The sequence below is a fragment of the Brevundimonas sp. UYEF29 genome, from assembly GCF_040546195.1.
In the GTDB taxonomy this organism is placed as follows: domain Bacteria; phylum Pseudomonadota; class Alphaproteobacteria; order Caulobacterales; family Caulobacteraceae; genus Brevundimonas; species Brevundimonas huaxiensis.
In genome coordinates this window covers 13272-29638 of the sequence record NZ_JBEPNH010000014.1, presented here as the reverse complement: position 1 = coordinate 29638, position 16367 = coordinate 13272, and the positions used below count along the sequence as shown (strand labels likewise).

Here is a 16367-nt window from a genome sequence, read left to right as displayed (position 1 = left end):
TGCTATCGCGCTTCGTTGATCTGTGGCGTGCTCGGCGCGGTCGGCGCGTGATCTTGCGCGTCTGTCCCTCGTGGTTGAGGGCTGAAGACGTCACCGATGGGTGATGCTACGTCCGGCAAGCGCTCGACGGGACGAGAACCGGGCGCGAGAAAGCGGTGTCGGTTCTCGGCCCAGGCCCGGCGGCAGGCGGGGTCTCGCGGACCTTCTTCACCGAGTGCCTGGCAGCGGATGAGCGCGTCGCGCAGGGGATCCGCAGTTTCTTGAGGCGTTCGTCCGGACGACCAAGCCTCAGGCACTTCCTCTTTCCGGGACATCTCGATCGCGGTCGCGGTGACCGCAACCGCGACGAAAATCACGGCGCCCATCCGAGCGACCAATTTGCCGTCCACGGTCGGTCCTCTCAATTGCCGTTCGGGAACATGCGCGCATTGCCCGGCTGGTAGCCGCTGCCGGGCGTGAGAAAGCGACGGCGCTGCTCACGACCCTGTTCCGCCGCTGCGGCGCGCTCGGCTTCGGATAGGCTCTGAGCGCGCCCGTTAGCGGCGACGACGGCGGTGAGGTCGGCGAGCTGTTGGGCCTGCAGTGCGAGCAGTTGATTGCCGGCCTGCGTCGCCTGCAACGCCCCCGTCGCGCCCTGGCTTTGGCCGATAAGCGCTGACATCTCCGTACGGTTGGTGTCGATGTTGCCGACAACACCCGCCTGGACTCGCATAGCGTCCTGCAGACCACCGACAGTGTTCTGCCAGCGCTCCCGCGCCTGTGTGACGAGCGCCTGATCCGAGGCGGACATCGAGGCATTGCCATAGGTGGTCTGGAATGCTCGGTCGATCTGTTGGACGTTAAGGGCTATCCCCTGCGCCTCGCTCAGAAGCTGTTGCGTCCGCTGAACCGACTGTTGAAGCTGCTGAAGCGAAGAGTGCGGGAGGCTGGCAAGATTGCGCGCCTGATTGATCAGCATCTGAGCTTCGTTCTGAAGCTGAGTGATCTGCTGATTCACCTGCTGGAGGGTCCGCGCCGCAGTGAGGACGTTCTGGGCATAGTTCGTTGGGTCGTAGACGATCCACTGAGCGGCAGCCGGGGTGCTGAGGACCGGTGAAAGTGCGAGCGGGACCGCGAGGAGTGCGGCCGTCACGCGCAGTGCGCGACTGTGGGTTTGAATCAGACGTGTCATGGACGTGCCTCCGGGTCTTGTTGATTGACGTTGGTGAGGTCGGTGATCAGGTCGGCAGCCCAGTCGAGTCGGTTGGCCGCCAGCCACTCGGCGAGGAATCCCCCGGTGCCGCTTCGGGCGTGGACGTCGGCGATCATCGCTTGATGCTGTTTGGATGAGGCTGCGCACAGCGCCAGGGCCACATCCGACAGGCCCAGCTCGAACAGGCGATTGCCCCGTCGCGACTGGCAGTAATAGTCTCGCTTGGGCGTTGCCCGCGCGAGGATTTCGATCTGCCGGTCGTTGAGACCGAAGCGGCGGTAAATAGCGGTGATCTGCGGCTCGACCGCGCGCTCGTTCGGCAGGAGGATGCGCGTTTGGCAGCTCTCGATAATCGCCGGCGCTATCGCAGAGCCGTCGATGTCGGAGAGCGACTGGGTGGCGAAGATGACGCTGGCGTTTTTCTTGCGCAGCGTCTTCAGCCATTCGCGGAGTTGTCCGGCGAAGCCGTCGTCGTCGAGGGCGAGCCAACCTTCATCCACGATCAGGAGTGTCGGCCGGCCGTCGAGGCGGTCCTCGATGCGATGGAAGAGATAGGCGAGCACCGCTGCCGCTGCACCGGTGCCGATCAGACCTTCGGTCTCGAAAGCCTGGACATGCGCCTCGCCGAGATGCTCGGCCTCAGCGTCCAACAGCCGGCCATAGGGGCCGCCGACGCAGTAGGGTCGCAGCGCCTGTTTCAGGTCATTGGACTGGAGAAGGACCGACAGCCCGGTCAACGTGCGCTCGGCGACCGGCGCTGACGCCAACGACGAAAGCGCCGACCACAGATGCTCCTTGACCTCGGGCGTGACCGGCACGCTCTCTCGGGAGAGGATCGCGATCAGCCAGTCGGAGGCCCAGGCGCGCTCGGCGACGTCGTCGATGCGGGCGAGCGGCTGGAGCGACACACTCTCCTCGGAACCCTCAGTCAAACCGCCGCCGAGATCATGCCAGTCGCCCTGCATGGCGAGCGCCGCGGCGCGGATCGATCCGCCGAAGTCGAAGGCGAAGACCTGAGATTGTTGATAGCGGCGGAACTGGAGCGCCATGAGTGCGAGAAGCACCGATTTACCGGCGCCGGTCGGCCCGACGATCAGCGTATGACCGACATCGCCGACGTGGATGGAAAGCCGGAACGGGGTCGAGCCCTCCGTTCTGCCGTAAAGCAGTGGGGGTGCATAGAAGTGCTCGTCCCGTTCCGGTCCCGCCCACACCGCTGACAGCGGGATCATGTGAGCGAGATTCAATGTGCTGATGGGCGGCTGGCGGACGTTGGCGTAGACATGCCCGGGGAGTGAGCCCAGCCAGGCGTCGACAGCATTGATGGTCTCAGTCATCGCCGTGAAGTCGCGGCCCTGAATGACCTTCTCCACCAGCCGGAGCTTCTCGGCCGCGACGCGGGGATCATCGTCCCAGACGGTGATGGTCGCGGTCACGTAGGCTTGGCCGGCATAGTCGGCGCCCAGTTCCTGTAGCGCCATATCAGCGTCAGCGGCCTTGTTGGCTGCGTCAGTGTCAACGAGCGCCGATGCCTCGTTGGTCATCACCTCCTTGAGAATGGCGGCGATCGACTTGCGCTTTGCGAACCACTGCCGCCGGATCTTTGTCAGCAGCTTGGTCGCGTCGGTCTTGTCGAGCAGGATCGCTCGGGTCGACCAGCGATAGGGAAAGGCAAGTCGGTTCAGCTCGTCGAGGATGCCGGGCGTCGTCGCGGTCGGGAAGCCGACGATAGTGAGGATGCGTACGTGCGCATCTCCAAGCCGGGGCTCCAGCCCGCCGGTGAGCGGCTGATCGGCGAGCAAAGCGTCGAGGTACATCGGCGTTTCGGGCACGCGGACGCGATGGCGCTTCGTCGAGATCGTCGAATGCAGGTAGGTGAGCGTTTCGGCGTCATCGAGCCATACGCACTCCGGCATGAAGGCGTCTATCAGGTTGAGGATACGGTCGGTGCGATCGACAAAACTTCGGAGCACTTCGCGCGCATCGACGCCGGCATGGTCCCGACCCTCGTAAAGCCAGGTCTCGGCACGGGCGGCATCCTCGGCCGGCGGTAGATAAAGGAATGTGAGAAAGTAGCTGGATTCGAAATGGGCGCCGGCTTCTTCAAAGTCTGCCTTGCGCTCGGCATCGACAAGCGCCGAAGCGCTGTCGGCAAATGTGCTTGCCGGATATGACACCGCGCCATGGCGCTGCGCTTCGACGAATATGGCCCAGCCGGAACCAAGGCGACGGAAGGCGTTGTTCAGCCGGCCAGCGACGGCGACGAGCTCGGCTGGCACTGCGCTGTCGAGGTCAGGACCGCGAAAGCGGGCCGAGCGCTGCAGGCTGCCGTCTTTGTTGAGGACGACGCCGTCGCCGGCGAGCGCCGCCCAGGGTAGGAAGTCGGCGAGCCGGGTATTCCGATTGCGGTATTCGGCTAGGTTCATCATTGCCCGGCTCCTCACGTTGCCAAGTGGCCGGGGATGCGCAGATGCTTGCGCACGACGTCGACAAATTGCGGATCACGTTTGGCCGCCCAGACGGCGGCGAAGTGGCCGACCGCCCATAGCGCCAGCCCGACCAGCCAAAGGCGAAGGCCCAAGCCAAGCGCGGCGGCCAGGGTGCCATTGAGGATCGCGAGCGAGCGCGGCGCACCGCCGAGCAGGATGTGCTCGGTCAGCGCACGATGAACCGGCACGGAAAAGCCCGGTACGTCCGCGCTATGATCCGCTCCAACGGCCATCAGACAAGCGCCCCGCCGCCGAACGAGAAGAACGAGAGGAAGAAGCTCGACGCGGCGAAGGCGATCGACAGGCCGAACACGATCTGGATCAGGCGGCGCGCTCCGCCCGACGTGTCGCCGAAGGCGAGAGTCAGGCCGGTGATGATGATGATCATCACCGCGATGATCTTTGCGACCGGGCCCTCGATCGATTCGAGGATCGACTGCAGAGGAGCTTCCCATGGCATCGACGAACCGGACGCATGAGCGGCAGGTGCGAGGGCTATGGAAATGAAAGTGACGGAAGCCGCCGTGGCGATGTGACGGCGGATGCGCAGGGCATGCTTGATCATTACCTGTCTCCTGAGATGGACGGAATTGTTGGAGTGACGCAGTAGTCGCCGTCGGGGCCCAGGCCTTCGACGCGGGCAAGCTCGGCAAGGCGGCGCGAGGAGCCGCGGCCGGAGAGCACCGCAACCAGATCAATGGTCTCGGCGATCAGCGCGCGCGGAACCGTGACGACGGCTTCCTGGATGAGTTGCTCCATCCGGCGAAGAGCGCCGATGGCGGTGCCGGCGTGGATCGTGCCGACGCCGCCGGGATGGCCGGTGCCCCAGGCCTTCAGCAGATCGAGCGCCTCTGCACCGCGCACTTCGCCGATCGGGATGCGGTCGGGACGAAGACGCAACGAGGAACGGACAAGATCGGAGAGAGAAGCGACGCCGTCCTTCGTGCGCATTGCGACCAGGTTTGGCGCGGCGCATTGCAGTTCACGGGTGTCCTCGATCAACACGACGCGATCGGATGTCTTCGATACCTCCGCTAACAGGGCGTTCGTGAGCGTGGTCTTACCGGTGGAGGTGCCGCCGGCGACGAGAATGTTCCGCCTATGAAGAACGGCCTGACGCAGTGTTTCGGCTTGGTCGGACAGCATGATGCCAGCCGCGACATAGTCATCGAGCGTGAACACGGCGACGGCTGGCTTCCGGATCGCGAAAGCCGGCGCGGACACCACCGGCGGCAGAAGGCCCTCAAACCGCTCCTCTGTTTCAGGCAGTTCGGCGGAGACGCGGGGCGCCCCGGCATGAACCTCGGCCCCGACGTGATGTGCGACAAGTCGAACTATGCGTTCGCCGTCGGCTGGAGATAGCCGTTCACCGGTGTCGGAGAGACCTTCCGACAACCGGTCGACCCAGAGCCGCCCGTCGGGGTTGAGCATCACCTCGACGATTGCGGGGTCTTCCAGAAACGTGGCGATCGCCGGGCCGAGCGCAGTGCGCAGCATCCGAGCCCCGCGAAGGATCGCCTCCGATTTCTGGTGAGCTGCCGTCACGCTGTCCCCGTTCTTTTGCGGGACCGCCGCGGGCGGCCCTGGATCGGGGATGAGTAGAAGAGGCAGAAATCATGGCGTGACAACAACCATCATGTGGCCGTCGTACTGTGGCGTACAAAGACAGGGAAACGGCGGAACGGTCGAATACTTGTGATACGTCAACCAGTGATTATTCCGCGTCGCGCGCGGGGATGTCTTCCGCGATTTCCTGCCTGAGCTTCGGACCTTGCGCGAGTCGTCTGCCGAGCGCGGTCACGAAGGCTTCGTAGCGCTCCGACGCTTTGGCGCGAGCCGCAACTTGCGCCGGCTCCGGCAACGGCGGGTTGGAGGTCAGCCAGAAGCGGATGAACACGGCGAGCGTCTCGACCGATATTCCCAGATCGCGCTCCATGCGCGCCATGCGTCGGTCGAGCTGGTCAAGCCGCTTCGTCGTCGCGGCCTCCTGACGCTCGGCAGCGTCCGGCGAGAGGAATGAAGCGATACCGGCCTCGGCTACCAGTGACAGGGACAGATCGCGCCGGGCAGCATGGGCTGCGAGCGCCTTCATGACGTCCGGGTCGAGATAGACCGACAGCCGCTGCTTCTTCAAAGGTTTGGTCACCCCCGCCTCCTATAGCTCGATGCCATCGCCAGGATCGAGCGATGCCTGCCGAGCGACTTGGCGCATGGTCTGCGTCATGCGGCTGAGGCGCGCAGCATCCTCATCGACGTCGTCGCGAGGATCGATCTCGAATTCGTTGTCGACGATCGCCTTGCGTTCGACTGTTTTGATGCGGCTCAGTTCAGGCTGATGCCGCTGCTCGGAGTCCGTCGGGTCGTCGTCGGCTAGGTTATCTGCCGGAGCTGGCGCACTCAGTACGGGAGGTTCCGGTATGGCGAGCGCGCTCCAATCGTCGGCTCGAGCGCTTGCGGGCTTCGTGAGTGCGGGGGGCGTAAGGATGCGCTCCTGAAGCCGACGATCCTCGTAATAGCGTGCCTTCTTTGCGCGGATAGGCGGGATGCCGGCGACCATGACGATCTCGTCTGACGGCGGGAGCTGCATGATCTCGCCCGGCGTGAGCAATTGCCGTGCAGTCTCCGAGCGCGACACCATCAGGTGGCCGAGCCAGGGCGATAGCCGGTGGCCGGCATAGTTCTTCATGGCCTTCATTTCGGTCGCGGTGCCAAGCGCATCCGAAACGCGCTTCGCAGTTCGCTCGTCGTTGGTGGCGAAGCTGACGCGCACATGGCAGTTATCGAGGATCGAGTTGTTCGGACCGTAAGCTTTCTCGATTTGGTTCAGCGATTGCGCGATGAGGAACGCCTTCAGACCGTAGCCTGCCATGAAGGCGAGCGCGCTCTCGAAAAAGTCCAGGCGCCCAAGGGCGGGAAATTCGTCGAGCATGAGCAGCAGCCGGTGTCGATTGCTCTTCGCCTGCAGGTCCTCGGTGAGGCGACGGCCGACCTGATTGAGGATCAGGCGGATCAGCGGCTTGGTCCGGTTGATGTCCGATGGCGGCACCACGAGGTAGAGCGTGGTCGGATACTTGCCTCCAACCATGTCGGCGATACGCCAGTCGCAGCGACGGGTGACCTCGGCCACGACGGGATCGCGATACAGGCCGAGGAACGACATCGCTGTCGACAGCACCCCGGAGCGCTCGTTATCGGACTTGTTGAGCAGTTCGCGGGCGGCGCTGGCGATCACCGGATGTGGACCGGCCTCGCCGAGATGGGCGGTCTTCATCATCGCCGCGAGGGTCGACTCGATCGGGCGCTTCGGATCGGAGAGAAAGGCGGCGACGCCGGCCAATGTCTTGTCGGCCTCTGCGTACAGGACATGCAGGATCGCGCCGACCAGAAGCGCGTGCGATGTCTTCTCCCAGTGGTTTCGCTTTTCGAGCGAGCCTTCCGGGTCGACGAGAATGTCGGCGATGTTCTGCACGTCGCGGACTTCCCATTCGCCGCGGCGCACTTCGAGCAGCGGGTTGTAGGCCGCCGACTTCGCGTTCGTCGGATCGAAGAGCAGCACGCGGCCATGCCGTGCGCGATAGCCGGCGGTGAGCGTCCAGTTCTCGCCCTTGATGTCGTGGACGATCGCCGACCCCGGCCACGTCAAGAGCGAAGGCACCACCAGGCCAACGCCCTTGCCGGAACGGGTCGGCGCGAAGCACAGCACATGCTCCGGACCGTCATGGCGGAGATACTCGCGCTCATGCCTGCCGAGTACGACTCCGTCGGGGCCGAGCAGTCCTGCCGCCTTCACCTCTTCCGGTCGTGCCCAGCGGGCCGAGCCATAGGTCTCGACGTTCTTGGCTTCACGCGCCCGCCATACCGACATGCCGATCGCGACGGCGATGGAGATGAAGCCACCCGACGCGGCGATATAGGCGCCCTCGACAAAGATCGGCGGCGCATAGGCGTCGTAGAAATACCACCACCAGAAGAAGGCCGGGGGATAATAGATCGGCCATCCGGCCAGTTCGAACCAAGGCTGACCGAGCTGGGGCTGGAAGCCGAGACGGTAGGCTGTCCATTGCGTGGCGCCCCAGGTCGTCATCAACACGATCAGGAAAACGGTGAGGATCTGCCCCCAGAGGATTTTCGTCGCCGACATGGCAGGTACTCCTTTCTTGGTGGGGCTACATGCCGAGGCCGCGATTGCGGCCGAAGCTCCAGTCGACGCCGCCGCCCCCGCGCGAGACCCCGGAGACGTGCTGGCCGAGTTGACGTTCGAGGGACGGCGACCAGGGCACGAGCTGGAAGCCGAGCCCGTCGTCGATCATGGCGAAGCGGCCGGAGGCGAGCGCGAAGCGCTGGCGATAGGTGCCCGCCACATACTCGCCCGTTCCGGCCTTCGAGAATGGCCGGCCGGTCTCGGCCGCGAGCTTCTCCCCGAGCGCTTCGACCTCGCGCTGGCGCAAAGTTTCGATCAGCCCCGGCGAGAAGCTGACGCCGCGGGTCTGACGCTCGGCGAGCCCTTGGTGGATAAGATGCTCGGCGCGTCGGTCCATTGCCTGCCGCACCTCCGCGCCAAAGCCGCCTCCACCGAGAGCCACCGGTTCGCGGGCGATAGCCTGCCGGTCGAGCCAGGTGGCGCCGGTCGCATGGACCTGCTGTTCGATATCGAGATCGGATCGAACAGCGAGTGCGACACGGCGGCGGCCCTGCACGTCGTCGAACTTGCGCAGCTCGACGATCGAACCCGGCGCGCTGTCGGCAGCCGCGTCGAGATCGGGGAGCTTAATATGATGGGTTCGCCCGTCGGTGCCGTCGACGACGGCGTAGGCCGTGCCCTTCAGTTCGTCGTCGAGACCGCGATCGACCAGACGCCCGATGACAGGGTCATCGATGCTTTCGCCCGCGAGCACATAGCTCGCGGCGCCACGCTCGATGCCGCGCTCGGTCAGGCCACGATGGATGCGCTTGATGATGTCGCCGCGTTCACCGAGGGCGCGTAGAGTCTTCTCCGCAGTCTCCGACACAACCCATTGACCGGGACCGACCTGATCGGCGAGACCAAGCGTCTCCAGCTTGCGCAGCCTGCCGACCTTCAACGCGTGGAACTCGTCAGGCTTCTGATCGGGACGTGGCGCGAGGTCGACGATGCCGCTGCGATAGCTGTCGCGGGAGATCTGCCGATCGAGATCGGTCCAGCGTTCCGCCTCGACCTGACGTCCGAGGTTACGACGGATCTCCTGCTCGGTGCGGGGCCCCAGTTCCTGGGTGACGAGGTCCTGCGCGCGGGCGCGCATGCCCTCCTTGATGTAGTCGCGGGAGATTACGAGGTCCTGGCTGTCGTCGGTACGTCCCCGCAGGATGATGTGGACATGGGGATTGTCGGTGTTCCAATGATCGACGCCGACCCAGTCGAGCTTGGTGCCGAGGTCCTTTTCCATCTGCCCCATCAGGTCGCGGGCGTATGTCCTGAGGTCGGACATCTCCGTTGCGTCCTCCGGTGAGACGATGAAGCGGAAATGATGGCGGTCGTCCTGGGTTCGCTCAGCGAAGGCCTTGGGATCGGCGTCTCCGGTCTCGGGACCGAACAGCTGGGCCTTCTCCCCGTCCCGGGTAACACCCTCGCGCCTGAGGTAGCTGAGGTGGGCGCTAAGCGGCGCGGCCTTGGCGGTGTGCCGCACGACGCGCGTCTTGAAAACCACGTTGCGCGACCGGCTGGTCAGGAGCCGGTTGGCCTGCACTGTCGCGCGCTGCCCGCGACCGAACCGCGAGCGATTGCTCTTGGTGATCTGGCCGGATCGCGAGACGCGGCCGCCAGCCCGCTGTGCGGCCGCAAGTGCCTGAGCGATGAAGGGCCGTGCCTGTTGCGCGCGGGTCGAGCGGATGCGGCCAGGCCGGATGCGGAAATCGTCCTCGCCGCTCATCGCCAAAGCTCCGCACATCGCGCAAAGCGAAGGAAACACTTGGAAAAATGGCGAATGCGCAGGCTGCGCCGGCAAGGTGCACCTCGCGCAAATGCGCCATAAGCCCCTGAAAACACACGACCGCACCAAGCCGCACATCGCCGGCTTTTATCTCGCCATCGTGCGGTTGTGCTGACTGCTCCTCCTGCCCGGACCGCCCTTTGTCCGCCAGAACACGCCACAGTGCGAGGAGGTGCGAACGCGATCATCGCGGGCCACCAGAGACGCTTCGGGCAACGAAAAGGCCATCGGTGCGCGAAGCCACCGGGCCTTGATCGCGCTCAGAGGCCGCCGCCGTGGTGTCACCGGGCGCGCTTTCGGACTGCACTGGCGCGGCAGCCCCACTGACAGCCGACTGCACGACGAAGAGCGGCGCACGCGTCCAGGCCAGCGGATCGGCGGCCGCGACCGTGACGGGGCCGGCGAGTTCACCGCCGCCGACAACGGAGGCGAGCGCCGCGACATAGGCGCGCGTTTCAGCCGGCAATGGGCGGCCTGCGAGATACTCTTCGTAGCGGCCCGGACCGGCGTTGTAGGCCGCCAGAAAGCCGGGCGAACCGTAACGGCCGTGCATCTCTCGCAGATACGCAGCGCCGGCCAGAATGTTGTCGCGCGGATCGTAGGGGTTGCCGCCGAGCCGATGCCGGACGCGCAGTTCGGCCCAGGTGGCGGGCATGATCTGCATCAGGCCCATTGCGCCAGCCGAAGAGATGGCGCGCACATCGCCTGCGCTTTCGACGCGCATGACGGCGCGTATCCACGCTTCTGGAACGCCGAACCGCTGCGACGCCTCGGCGATGTAAGCGCCATAGGGATCGCTGCGTGAGGGCCGCTCGACCTGCGCCTGCTGGGCGCTGGCAGTGCTCGCGGCCGGTGCGGCGAGGATCAGGCCGGAAAGGAAAAGGAGGGCTGCACGTCGGAGGGCGATCCTCCCTCCGACGGCAGGCTGATGGCGCGCAGCGGGCATCGTTCAGTCCCGCTCGCCGCGCTTCGGGGGTCGATTCCAGTGCAGTCCCCATGCGGACTTGTCGTCGGCCGACTGGAACAGGTTGGCGCGGATCGGATGGGTAAAGGCCGGATCGTCGAGTTGCAGCGAAACGTAGTCGCCGGCCTTCTCGCCGGTGCGCTTCCAGCCGGCGCCGATCTCCGCGCCGGTTTCGTTGCTCATGGTGTCAAGCACGTGGACGCGGAAGTCGGGCGCGTTCTCGGCATCGGACGGCTCGGCCGCCACGATGATGATGTCCTGATGCAGCGACAGCGTCGTCAGATGGCCGATGAAGCCATCATTCTCGCGCATGAATTGACCGATCACGGGCATGGGTCGTCTCCTTCAGAGTGCGGTGGAAAGGGGCATGGGCGCGCCGTCACCGCGTCGGCGCGCGCCAAACGAAGCGGCTATCGCCGTCCTCGTCGGTGTAGAGAGGGGTTGCCCGGCCGATCACGGCGGAGGCCGGGAGCGGGCCGAAATAGCGACCGTCGAGGCTGTCGCGGACTTGCCAGTTCATCAGGAACAGCTCGCCGTTCGCGACCAACCGGCAGCCCTGCCAGACGGGCAGCGGGCGCCCGCGACGATCGCGATCGAGCGCGTCGCCCATCGGCACGCCGTCGACCGTGATGGCGAGCCCGGTCCGGCAAACCCGTTGTCCCGGGACCGCGGCGGCAGCTCAGCGGCGAGGACCGCGCCGCTTCCGTGCGTATCATGAAGCGCTGGACGCCTGTCGCCGCGCTCATGTCCCGGCACACTCGATCGCTGCTTCGTCGCTATCAGGCCGAAGGCAAGCTCCAGGCGCGTATCGCTGTCCGCGACGTGCAGGACCGCTTTATCCACATGGAGCCGGCCGAGCGCGACATCTACGAGCGGGTCGAGAGCTTCATCCGTTCAGCCTACCAGAATGCGGACCAGTCGCAGCGCACCGCCATCGGCTTCGTGCTGACCATCTACCGCAAGCGTCTGTCGTCCAGCTTCGCTGCGCTGGCGCATAGCCTTCAGGGACGCCTCGACCGCCAAGTCGACGACGACCAGTTCGACCTCGAGGAGAGCGGCGAAGAAGTCGAGACGGACGAGATGAAGGAGAAGGAGGAGGTCGCCCGCCGCCTGCTCGAGAGCGCGGCTATCCGCGACATTCTCGCCGATCTCCAGCGCCTGCCGATCGACACCAAGGCACGCGCGCTCAAGGACGAGCTTACGCGGCTGGCGGCTGAGGGCTACCAGCAGACGATGGTGTTCACCGGCTACACCGACACCATGGACGGACTGCGTGACTGGTTGTCGGACCAGACCGGCCGCGAGGTCATCTGCTTCTCAGGCCGCGGCGGCGAGATCCGCACGCCCGACGGCAGCTGGCGGCCGGTGTCCCGGGCGGACATCAAGAAGCGGTTCCGCGAGGGTAAAGGCGACATCCTGCTCTGTACCGACGCCGCCGCCGAGGGCCTAAACTTCCAGTTCTGCGGCTCGCTTATCAACTACGACATGCCTTGGAACCCCATGCGCGTGGAGCAGCGGATCGGCCGCATCGACCGCCTCGGCCAGCGCTTCGACAGCATCCGGATCGTGAATCTTCACTACCATGACACCGTCGAGACCGAGGTGTACCTGGCGCTGTCCGGCCGCATCAAACTGTTCGAGGACATGGTGGGCGGGCTTCAGCCGATCCTTTCGGCGATCAGCAGGGAAATCGGATCGCTGGCTCTGGCTGGTGCGCATGTCGATGTCGACGCCATGGTCGCGTCCACGATCGAGAGCGTCGATACCCCCACGGTCGATATTGACGATGTGGACGATTGGGGTGACATGCCAGAGATGGGGCGTCCCGCGCTATCGCTCGAGGAATTGAAGGCGATCGTCCACCAACCTCGACTATTGCCATTGGGGTATGAACTCGCTGCCCTCGATGGCGACGACTTCGCCGTGGAAGAGCCCATCTCGCGTCGTCGCCGTCGCGCGACGCTTTCCCGATCCTTCTATGCCAGCCACTTCGAGCACACAGACTTCTGGACCCCGGGCAGCCTAGCCTTCCCAATTGAAGGCTCTCCGGCCAACCTGTCGGATTTGGCGATGGCGGGACGGGCATGAGCGAATCGACATCCCGCGGCACCGCACGTCTTCGAATGCTGCTGGCCAGCATCATCGCGGATCATTTCAAGGCGTACGAGCTGCCCCCGCTAGGCCAGCGTCTTGGCTTGGCGCCCGGGACGGATTCCGAGGCGATGAGCAGCAAGCGCCTCTACGTCACAAAGCGATTGCAGAGCCTGCAGGATCACGAGGTGCGGCGTATCGCTGGAGAACTCGCTCGCGACGTGCAGAACGACGAACTCGATGCGTTGCTCGTTGAGTCGAGCCCCGGTGACGCTGGCATCTCCAGCGCGCTGATCCGCTTCGATCGCGAGGTTGTTCATCGTCGGTGGACGGACGCATTGGAACGACGCGCCACTGATCCGGAGGGCGCGATCACGTTGGCCCGGACGTTGCTCGAAGACGTGATAAAGTGGCTGCTGTCGAAGCAGGGCATCGGATATGATGACAAGGCCGACCTTCCAGTTCTCTATCGCCTTATCGCAAATGCCCTGAAACTGGCCCCTGACGCTTACACCGAGGACGTATTCAAACGCATCCTAGGCAGCTGCCAGTCGGTGGTCGAGTCTCTCGGCACGCTACGCAATAGGCTGAGCGATGCTCACAGCGAAGGTCCACTAAGAGCCAAGCCCCATGGGCGCCATGCCGAACTGGCCGTCAACCTCGCCGGTACGATGGCCACTTTCCTTGTCTCCACCTGGGAGCACTCGATGACTGACACCCAGGCGCGGAGGTAGCAACACGAAATAAATACGCCACACGGAAGCCGCGCTAGCTGAGCGCCTCAGGAACGGCGAGAACCAAAACAAGCTGACGTCCAGCCGCTTGTTTGGGGACGACCGTTTCGTCCCACGACGCTGCATTCCGTTTTTGTCGGCACCCGACGAACTTACACCGTTCGTCGATCGGGCGCAGAACGGCAGCTTCCGGCACAACCTTCCATTCGCTTAGAGGAAAGTAAGCGGGCTCTGGCGGCCGCCTTGCGCAGCGCCCATTCGCCGGGATGATTGCCGCTCTTTGAGCGGGGTGGCCGGTGTCGGACGAGATTGAGGATTCAGCGAGCGGCGCAGCGACTACTCATACGAGCGGTCGTATGAGTAGTCGGATAGAGATCGTCAGCCGGGTATCGGGCCGGAGTAAGCGGGCTCTGGCGGCCGCCTTGCGCAGCGCCCATTCGCCGGGATGATTGCCGCTCTTTGAGCGGGGTGGCCGGTGTCGGACGAGATTGAGGATTCAGCGAGCGGCGCAGCGACTACTCATACGAGCGGTCGTATGAGTAGTCGGATAGAGATCGTCAGCCGGGTATCGGGCCGGAGGCGTTGGACGGTAGAGCAGAAGCTCGCCGTGCTGCGGGATGCATTTGGCCCCGAGGGGTGCGTGCGCTCGGCCTGCGAGCGCCATGATGTCGGCAGCGGCTCGATTTACACATGGCGGCGCCAGGCGATGTCCGGTGAGCTTGGCGGGGTGCGCAAGCCGATCGGGACTGCATTTGCGGAGGTGCAGGTCAGCGAGCAGTTGGCTTTGCCCGCGCCGGCGGTTGCCGCGCGCAGCGATGGAGTGATCGGCATCGAACTGCCGTCGGGCATCAGGGTGAGCGTGGACGCCACGGTCGACGCCGATGCCCTGTCGCGGGTGATCGGTATCCTGACGCGATGATCGCGCTGCCGCCCTCCACGCGGATATTCCTGGCCTGCGGGGCGACGGACATGCGCAAAGGTTTTGACGGCCTTGCCGTGATGACGCAGCAGGTTCTGGAGCAAAGTCCCCATTCCGGCGCGCTGTTTGCCTTTCGCGGCAAGCGCGGCGATCTAGTGAAGCTGCTCTGGTATGACGGTCAGGGCATGTGCCTTTTCTCCAAGCGGATGGACCGGGGCCGGTTCGTGTGGCCATCGACGAAGACTGGATCGGTGGTGATGACGGCGGCTCAGCTTTCTATGCTGTTGGAAGGCATAGATTGGCGGCGGCCGGAACGCACTTTCACCCCGTCACTCGCGGGTTAAAAACACCCATTTTCTGGCGCTTTTTCTGGCATCGTGGCGGGTATTTCGCTATAGGATCGCGGTGTCGGACGCAGGCCTTTCCACCGTTGATAAAGACGCTCGGATCGCCGAGCTTGAAGCGGCATTGGCGGCCGCCCGCGCCGATATTTCTGCTCGCGACATCCTGATCGACACGCTGCGCGTGCAGATCGCGCGCCTCAAGCGGATGCAGTTCGGCAAGTCGTCCGAGAAGCTCGATACCCAGATCGCACAGCTTGAGCTGGCCCTCGAAGAACTCGAAGGCGAGGCCATCGTCGCTGCCGCGCGGCGGGCGGATCCGGCAGATGGCGGTCGGTCAGTGCCTGTTCGCGCGCTGCCCGCCCATCTGCCGCGGGAGGAACAGCGGATCGAGCCTGAGCAAGGCACCTGCACCTGTCCCGACTGCGGCGGGAGGCTGCGGCCGCTGGGACAGGATAGCGACGAGATGCTCGATGCCGTGCCGGTGCAGTGGCGTGTCGTGCGGACCATACGGCCCAAGTATAGCTGCCGGTCCTGCGAGAAGATCATCCAGGCGCACGCGCCGGTAAAAGCCATTGCCCGTGGCAAAGCGACCTTTGGCACGCTGGCCCATGTCGTTGTTTCCAAATTCGACCATCATCTGCCGCTTTACCGCCAGGCCCAGATCATGGCGGCGCAGGGCATCGAGATCGATCGCTCAACGCTGGCAGGCTGGGTCGGGCAGGCATCAGTGCTGCTCGATCCGATCGTCAGTCGCATTCGGGAGGTCGGCCTGACCGCCTCGAAGATCCATACCGACGATACGCCGGTTCCCATGCTTGATCCGGGCCGCGGCAAAACGGCCACCGGCAGGCTTTGGGCTTACGCCGTCGATGATCGCGGCTCCGGCGCCACGACCCCCTCGCTGGTCTGGTATGAGTTCACCACCGATCGCACAGGCACGCATCCCCAGCGCCAGCTGGCCAACTTCACCGGCTATCTCCAGGCCGACGGCTATGCCGGTTATGACAAGCTTTACGACACGAACCGCGTCACCGAGGTTGCTTGCTGGGCGCATTTCCGGCGGAAGATATTCGACATCCACGCCACCAAGCCGACGCCGCTCACCACTGAGCTGCTGGAACGCATCGGCGAGTTCTATGAGATCGAGGCAGAGGTTCGTGGCCATCAGCCGGAGATCCGACGACGAAGCCGGCAGGACCGCACCCAGCCATTGATCGACGATCTCCGCCAGGCACTCGACCATGCCCTGCGCCGCCTCTCGCCCAAGTCCGAGATGGCCAAGGCGATCGCCTATGGCCGCAAGCGCTGGGTGGCGCTCACGCGCTTCCTCGATGATGGGCGTCTGGAGATCGATAACAACATTGCGGAGCGCGCCATGCGCTGCGTTGCCCTAGGCCGTAAAAACTGGCTGTTCGCTGGCTCAAAGGCGGGCGGCGATCGCGCCGCTGCTGTCTACTCCGTCATCGAGAGCGCCAAACTCAATGGCCTCGAACCGCAGGCCTATATTGCCGATGTCATCGCCAAGATCGCTGGTGACTGGCCTGCTGCCCGCTGGGATGAACTCATGCCCTGGAACTGGCGGCCAGATCAGCAACCGATCGCCCAAGCCGCCTGATCTGCGGTCTCCAGCCCACGCTCACAGAGGAAAGCCGTCCAGCAGTTAAGCGC

At 64.7% G+C, this 16367-nt stretch carries 16 protein-coding genes and 1 pseudogene; 5 read left to right on the top strand and 12 right to left on the bottom strand.

Annotated elements, in window-relative coordinates:
* Positions 1–2: 2 nt before the first annotated feature.
* The 12 genes and pseudogenes from trbK-alt to ABIB58_RS15445 form a co-directional block, all read right to left on the bottom strand.
* Positions 3–389: a putative entry exclusion protein TrbK-alt gene (trbK-alt, locus tag ABIB58_RS15500; RefSeq protein ID WP_070154328.1), complete on the bottom strand. Its 387-nt coding sequence runs from the start codon at positions 387–389 to the stop codon at positions 3–5.
* 11 nt (positions 390–400) lie between these two features.
* The gene (gene trbJ, locus ABIB58_RS15495; RefSeq protein WP_029660577.1) at positions 401–1171 is read right to left on the bottom strand and encodes a P-type conjugative transfer protein TrbJ; all 771 of its coding nucleotides are present in this window, start codon (positions 1169–1171) and stop codon (positions 401–403) included.
* Entirely contained in the window at positions 1168–3621 is a 2454-nt protein-coding gene (trbE, locus tag ABIB58_RS15490; RefSeq protein WP_354042596.1) for a conjugal transfer protein TrbE, read from the bottom strand. Before trbE ends, trbJ begins: the two co-directional genes overlap by 4 nt.
* An 11-nt stretch (positions 3622–3632) precedes the next feature.
* The gene (locus ABIB58_RS15485; RefSeq protein WP_024350825.1) at positions 3633–3914 is read right to left on the bottom strand and encodes a VirB3 family type IV secretion system protein; all 282 of its coding nucleotides are present in this window, start codon (positions 3912–3914) and stop codon (positions 3633–3635) included.
* Entirely contained in the window at positions 3914–4246 is a 333-nt protein-coding gene (locus ABIB58_RS15480; protein ID WP_024350826.1) for a TrbC/VirB2 family type IV secretion system protein, read from the bottom strand. Before ABIB58_RS15480 ends, ABIB58_RS15485 begins: the two co-directional genes overlap by 1 nt.
* Complete coding sequence (gene trbB, locus ABIB58_RS15475; protein ID WP_194248571.1) at positions 4246–5178, bottom strand: P-type conjugative transfer ATPase TrbB; 933 nt, start codon at positions 5176–5178, stop codon at positions 4246–4248. The genes ABIB58_RS15480 and trbB overlap by 1 nt, the downstream gene beginning before the upstream one ends.
* A 217-nt stretch (positions 5179–5395) precedes the next feature.
* The gene (locus tag ABIB58_RS15470) at positions 5396–5827 is read right to left on the bottom strand and encodes a hypothetical protein (RefSeq protein ID WP_024350828.1); all 432 of its coding nucleotides are present in this window, start codon (positions 5825–5827) and stop codon (positions 5396–5398) included.
* A gap of 9 nt (positions 5828–5836) precedes the next feature.
* Entirely contained in the window at positions 5837–7822 is a 1986-nt protein-coding gene (locus tag ABIB58_RS15465) for a conjugal transfer protein TraG (RefSeq protein WP_024350829.1), read from the bottom strand.
* Between the two features lie 25 nt (positions 7823–7847).
* Entirely contained in the window at positions 7848–9587 is a 1740-nt protein-coding gene (locus ABIB58_RS15460; protein ID WP_024350830.1) for a relaxase/mobilization nuclease domain-containing protein, read from the bottom strand.
* A 244-nt stretch (positions 9588–9831) separates the two neighbouring features.
* Positions 9832–10593, bottom strand: a complete 762-nt coding sequence (locus ABIB58_RS15455) for a lytic transglycosylase domain-containing protein (protein ID WP_354042577.1) — start codon at positions 10591–10593, stop codon at positions 9832–9834.
* A 3-nt stretch (positions 10594–10596) separates the two neighbouring features.
* The gene (locus ABIB58_RS15450; protein WP_354042574.1) at positions 10597–10944 is read right to left on the bottom strand and encodes a DUF736 domain-containing protein; all 348 of its coding nucleotides are present in this window, start codon (positions 10942–10944) and stop codon (positions 10597–10599) included.
* 46 nt (positions 10945–10990) lie between these two features.
* A pseudogene (locus ABIB58_RS15445) lies at positions 10991–11269 on the bottom strand (S26 family signal peptidase); the annotation flags it as partial.
* 56 nt (positions 11270–11325) lie between these two features.
* Between ABIB58_RS15445 and ABIB58_RS15440 the strand changes: the two are divergent.
* From ABIB58_RS15440 to tnpC, 5 genes are all read left to right on the top strand, one after another.
* The gene (locus ABIB58_RS15440) at positions 11326–12699 is read left to right on the top strand and encodes a helicase-related protein (protein ID WP_354042683.1); all 1374 of its coding nucleotides are present in this window, start codon (positions 11326–11328) and stop codon (positions 12697–12699) included.
* A complete protein-coding gene (locus ABIB58_RS15435; RefSeq protein WP_265150961.1) occupies positions 12696–13436 on the top strand; it encodes an abortive infection family protein in 741 nt (246 codons plus the stop codon). The genes ABIB58_RS15440 and ABIB58_RS15435 overlap by 4 nt, the downstream gene beginning before the upstream one ends.
* Before the next feature lie 535 nt (positions 13437–13971).
* A complete protein-coding gene (tnpA, locus tag ABIB58_RS15430; protein WP_265150960.1) occupies positions 13972–14355 on the top strand; it encodes an IS66-like element accessory protein TnpA in 384 nt (127 codons plus the stop codon).
* The gene (tnpB, locus tag ABIB58_RS15425) at positions 14352–14699 is read left to right on the top strand and encodes an IS66 family insertion sequence element accessory protein TnpB (RefSeq protein ID WP_265150959.1); all 348 of its coding nucleotides are present in this window, start codon (positions 14352–14354) and stop codon (positions 14697–14699) included. The genes tnpA and tnpB overlap by 4 nt, the downstream gene beginning before the upstream one ends.
* A 55-nt stretch (positions 14700–14754) precedes the next feature.
* Positions 14755–16314, top strand: coding sequence for an IS66 family transposase (tnpC, locus tag ABIB58_RS15420; RefSeq protein WP_372342828.1), 1560 nt, complete (start codon positions 14755–14757; stop codon positions 16312–16314).
* The last annotated feature ends 53 nt before the right edge of the window (positions 16315–16367 follow it).